General features: G+C 54.4%; 3 protein-coding genes. 2 read left to right on the top strand and 1 reads right to left on the bottom strand.

Annotated elements, in window-relative coordinates:
- A partial coding sequence (locus B3Z49_RS04900) for an Rne/Rng family ribonuclease (protein WP_296988586.1) occupies window positions 1-1,931 on the bottom strand: 1,931 nt, incomplete at its 3' end.
- A 733-nt stretch (window positions 1,932-2,664) separates the two neighbouring features.
- On the opposite strand from B3Z49_RS04900, the gene B3Z49_RS04905 reads away from it, so the two are divergent.
- Window positions 2,665-3,864 (top strand): N-acetylmuramoyl-L-alanine amidase, encoded by a 1,200-nt coding sequence (locus tag B3Z49_RS04905; protein ID WP_008890621.1) that lies wholly within the window; start codon window positions 2,665-2,667, stop codon window positions 3,862-3,864.
- Window positions 3,865-4,123: 259 nt separating this feature from the next.
- On the top strand, window positions 4,124-4,689 hold a 566-nt coding region (locus B3Z49_RS04910; RefSeq protein ID WP_296988572.1), incomplete at its 3' end, for a transglycosylase domain-containing protein.

Below are 4,689 nucleotides of genomic sequence, written 5' to 3' on the forward strand. Positions count from 1 at the left end.
CGGTTCAGGATATAAAGCGCGACTTCACTGGCAACATGGACGGTCAGCGCGCCGGAACGGCGACGCATGCCTTCTTCCTCGATCACGCGCAGCAGGTGAAGGGCTGCACTTTCAATCGAACGGACAAGGCCGACACCACGGCAATGGGTGCAAACTTCAAATGCGCTTTCGACCAGCGACGGGCGCAGGCGCTGACGCGACATTTCAAGCAGGCCAAACGGGCTGATACGGCCGATCTGAAGACGTGCACGGTCGTTGCGCATTGCTTCCTTAAGCTTGCGCTCGACAGATGCCTGATTGCGGTGGTCTTCCATGTCGATAAAGTCGACAACGATCAGACCAGCAAGGTCACGCAGGCGCAGCTGACGTGCGAGCTCTTCGGCCGCTTCAAGGTTGGTCTTGTAAGCGGTTTCTTCGATGTTGCGTTCGCGGGTCGAACGGCCGGAGTTAACGTCAACCGCGACCAGTGCCTCGGTCGGGTTGATAACCAGATAACCACCGGATTTAAGCTGTACGACCGGGTTGAGCATCGCATCAAGCTGGCTTTCCACCTGGAAACGGTGGAACAGCGGCACGCCCTGATCTTTGTAGGGCTGCACGCGCTTGGCATGCGACGGCATCAGCATCTTCATGAAGTCTTTGGCAACCCGGTAACCATCGTCACCTTCGACCAGAACTTCGTCAACATCACGTGCATAAAGGTCACGGATGGAACGCTTGATCAGGTCGGCTTCTTCGTAAATCAGGCACGGTGCCTGGCTCTGAAGGGTGGTTTCGCGGATACGATCCCACAGGCGCATCAGATAATCGAAGTCGCGTTTGATTTCGGCTTTGGTGCGTTCTGAACCCGCAGTACGGACGATCACCGCCATGCCGTCCGGAATCTCAAGCTCGGCCAGAATGGATTTCAGGCGCTTGCGATCCTTGGCATTGGTGATCTTGCGCGAAATGCCGCCACCACGCGGGGTGTTTGGCATCAGAACGCAATAACGACCGGCCAGCGACAGGAAGGTCGAAAGAGCCGCACCCTTGTTGCCGCGTTCTTCCTTGACGACCTGAACCAGAATGATCTGGCGGCGTTTGATCACTTCCTGAATTTTGTAGCGTTTCTGAAGCTGACGGCTGTGTGATTCAACGAACTCGTCACCGTCGTCATCGCCGCCCATATCCTCGATGTCTTCTTCAACATCGGTGGTCGCGTCAAGCGCGGTTACTTCGTTGGCCTCGTCATCGACATCAACTTCAAGCTCGGCGATTTCCGCAGACATGGCAGCGTTGCCACCTGTCGGGGTATCGTCACCGTCCGAACCGTTGTCGTCGTTGCCGTCAGAGGATGCTTCTGCGTCGTTGCCAGATGCTTCGACATCATCGCTTTTCTTGCGACGATTGCGCGGGCGACGGCGACGCGGCTTGGCTTCTTCTTCCTCGCCTGAACCGGCATTGTCGGTTGCGGCATCTGACGGGGCAGCGGCATCTGCCGATGCGGCGGCGTCGGTGTTTTCTGCCTCTGGCGTGTCGGATGCTTCATCCTTGCTCTGGGCGCGCGGTTTGCGGCGCGAGCGGGAACGCGAAGGCTTCTTGTCTTTTTTCGGGCTGTCTTCGGTATCGCCGATATTGTCTTCGACGATTTCGGCGTCCTTGACCTGTGTGTTGCTCTGCTGGGCAAGAGCTTCACGGTCGGCAACCGGAATTTGATAATAGTCGGAATGGATTTCGCTGAACGCAAGGAAACCATGACGGTTTCCGCCATAGTCAACAAAGGCCGCCTGAAGAGACGGTTCTACCCGCGTGACTTTCGCGAGATAGATATTACCCTTGATTTGCTTTTTTGTCGAAGTTTCGACGTCGTATTCTTCTAGGCGATTTCCGTGAATAACAACGACGCGGCTTTCTTCCGCGTGCGTTGCATCGATAAGCATACGTTTGACCATTCGGAACCTGTTCCTGGAGGCCCCGCCAGTTCAATGCTATGGGCGCAATTGCGCTGATATGCAAACAAACCGGCGTGTCCGGAGGCGCCAACCATAAAGGTCGCGATATGTCCTGTATGTATCTGGGTCATCGCGTGTCGGCTGCTCTTCCGGTTGGACCTGGTTTTGGTGTTGAAACAAAAAGAATTAGATTGCGTGTCTTCGAGCGCGCCAAGACAGCCTTTTTAAGGAGGGCTCTATCGGGAGCGGGAATTGCCGCGTCACCGAGACACCGACCGTAAGAACTGCACTCGTCGCGTCCTCAGCCTGGTGGCATTTTGGTTGCTTACCACAAAGCATAGGAATCTCGGGTGCAACATATCCCTTTTATGCGTATGCTACAAACAGTTTTGTTGCGTGATGTGACGACTTTCTGACAGTAACGTGTAAAAACACACAGAAATCCGCGCGATTTTCGTTTGGATGATTTGGTTCGGGCAAATATATGAAAACACACTGTTTTTACAGTTTTGCTCCATGCCATGCCCATCGCGGAAAGTTGAAAGGTCTGTCATGCAAGTTCTGTTGTTGGTCAATTGCCCGTTAACCAACGCATTGCTATAAGCGCTTAACAGATGCTCTTGCAGGGTAACAGGCGCTGAAACGACAGATGTATTCACAGCACGCGACTTCATTTTCCACGCCGAAAAACGCACCATCGCGATCGTTGCTGGTTAAAATTGCCAGAAGGATGATGGTGGTGTTTGCGCTGTTGTGTGCGTCCCAGATCATCGTATCAGGTGCGTCTGCCCAAACGGCCAAGGTGCTTGGCGCACGGCTCGGGGTTTATCCCGATTACACGCGCTTTGTGATCGATCTCGATCAGGAAGTCGACTTTACCTATTTCCTGCTGCCCGATCCGTACCGCATCATCATTGATATGCCGGAAATTGACTGGAACGCCCCGCCAGGCAAGGTAACTTCGGGCGGCGGGCTTATTTCCGGTCTGCGTTACGGGCTGTTTAAACCCGGCACGTTCCGTGTGGTTCTTGATGTTGCCCAACCATCGCTGGTTTCAAAGATTTTCTCGTTGCCGCCCGGCGGCGGGAAGCCCAACCGTCTGGTGGTTGATCTTAAACCGACACAGCGCGATGCGTTTCTGACCGCATCGCGCCAGAGCATGGAAGCCTATTCTGCGCGCAGTCGTAACGATACCAGTGCGACCGAACAAAGTGTCGATGTCGCGGTGCAATCGGGCCGGGGTGGCGAAGAAAAGCCGCTGATCGCGATTGATGCCGGGCATGGCGGGGTCGACCCGGGCGCGATCGGGGTTGGCAATGTCTATGAAAAGGACCTGACCCTTGCCGCCGCACGTCAGTTGGCCGAAACCCTGACCGCATCCGGGCGCTATCGCGTTTTGTTGACGCGCGACAAGGATGTGTTCCTGAAACTGCGGCAACGTGTGGACATCGCACGCAAGGCCGGGGCAGATTTGTTTATATCCCTGCATGCAGATTCAATTGGTAATCCCAAGCATCGCGGCGCATCGGTCTATACCCTGTCTGAAAACGCATCGGACAAAGAGGCCGCGGCACTGGCGTCCAAGGAAAACAAGGCCGACGTCATCGCCGGTATTGATCTTTCCGATGAAAACACGCTGGTGCAAAGCATTCTGATCGATCTTGCGCAACGTGAAACCATGAACCTGTCGGCGACCCTTGCGGCCAACATGGTCAGTCAGCTTGCCCAAAGCATCGAACTGCAGCGTCGCACCCATCGCTTTGCCGGTTTTGCGGTTTTGAAGGCACCGGATATCCCTTCGGCCCTGTTTGAAATGGGATATCTTTCGAATGCGACGGATGCCAAGCTGTTGCAAAGTCCCGCTCATCGCAAAAAGATTGCCGATGCGGTCTTGCGGGCAATTGATATCTATTTCGAGAAACACAAATTCTAATACTCGGGCATGATGCCGATGATTTCGCTGGGGCCGAAACGGGCAACGGAATTCTTGTGTGCGGTGTCACTGCGAACAAATGCTGTCTGGCGTGGCGGCTGTCACAACCTTGTCATTATTTTGCCGCTATAATGCGGATACATCCGTTTTTTCGGCACAGACAGGCGAAATGTCTGCCGGGACATTGCATTTCCGGTAAGAGTGCATGAATATGCGCCCCTACCGGATCAGGCCAACAAAATGAAAAAGACCTGCTTACATGCGAATTTTACTTAGTATTTTCGGCTTTCTGTTCTTGATGGCGGTTGCGGGCGGCGCCGGTATGCTGGCGATCTTCTGGCACTTTGGCCAAGGACTGCCCGATTACACCCAGCTTGAAAATTACGAGCCCGAGGTCATGACGCGTGTGCATGCATCCGACGGCGCACTGATTGCCGAATATGCGCGTGAAAAGCGTGTTTTTGTGCCGATTTCGGCCATCCCGCCCAAGGTGGTTGATGCCTTTGTCGCAGCCGAGGACAAAAACTTCTTCTCCCACCCGGGGATCGATTTTGCCTCTGTCTTGCGTGCTGCTGTGACCAACGTTGTCAATATGGGCACGGGTAAACGGCCGGTCGGTGCATCTACCATTACCCAGCAGGTCGCCAAGAACTTCCTTTTGACCAACGAAGTTTCCTATGAGCGCAAAATCAAGGAAGCCATTCTGTCCTTCCGGATCGAGCGCGCCTTTTCCAAGGAACACATTCTCGAACTTTATCTGAACGAGATTTACCTTGGCAGTGGCAGCTATGGTGTGGCCGCCGCAGCCTTGCGTTACTTCGACAA

It is taken from the genome of Thalassospira sp. UBA1131 (assembly GCF_002311515.1).
Classification (GTDB): Bacteria; Pseudomonadota; Alphaproteobacteria; order Rhodospirillales; family Thalassospiraceae; genus Thalassospira.

Coding starts and splice junctions, on each gene's coding strand:
- B3Z49_RS04905 (WP_008890621.1), top strand. CDS start 2,665: ATGGTGGTGTTTGCGCTGTTGTGTGCGTCCCAGATCATCGTATCAGGT.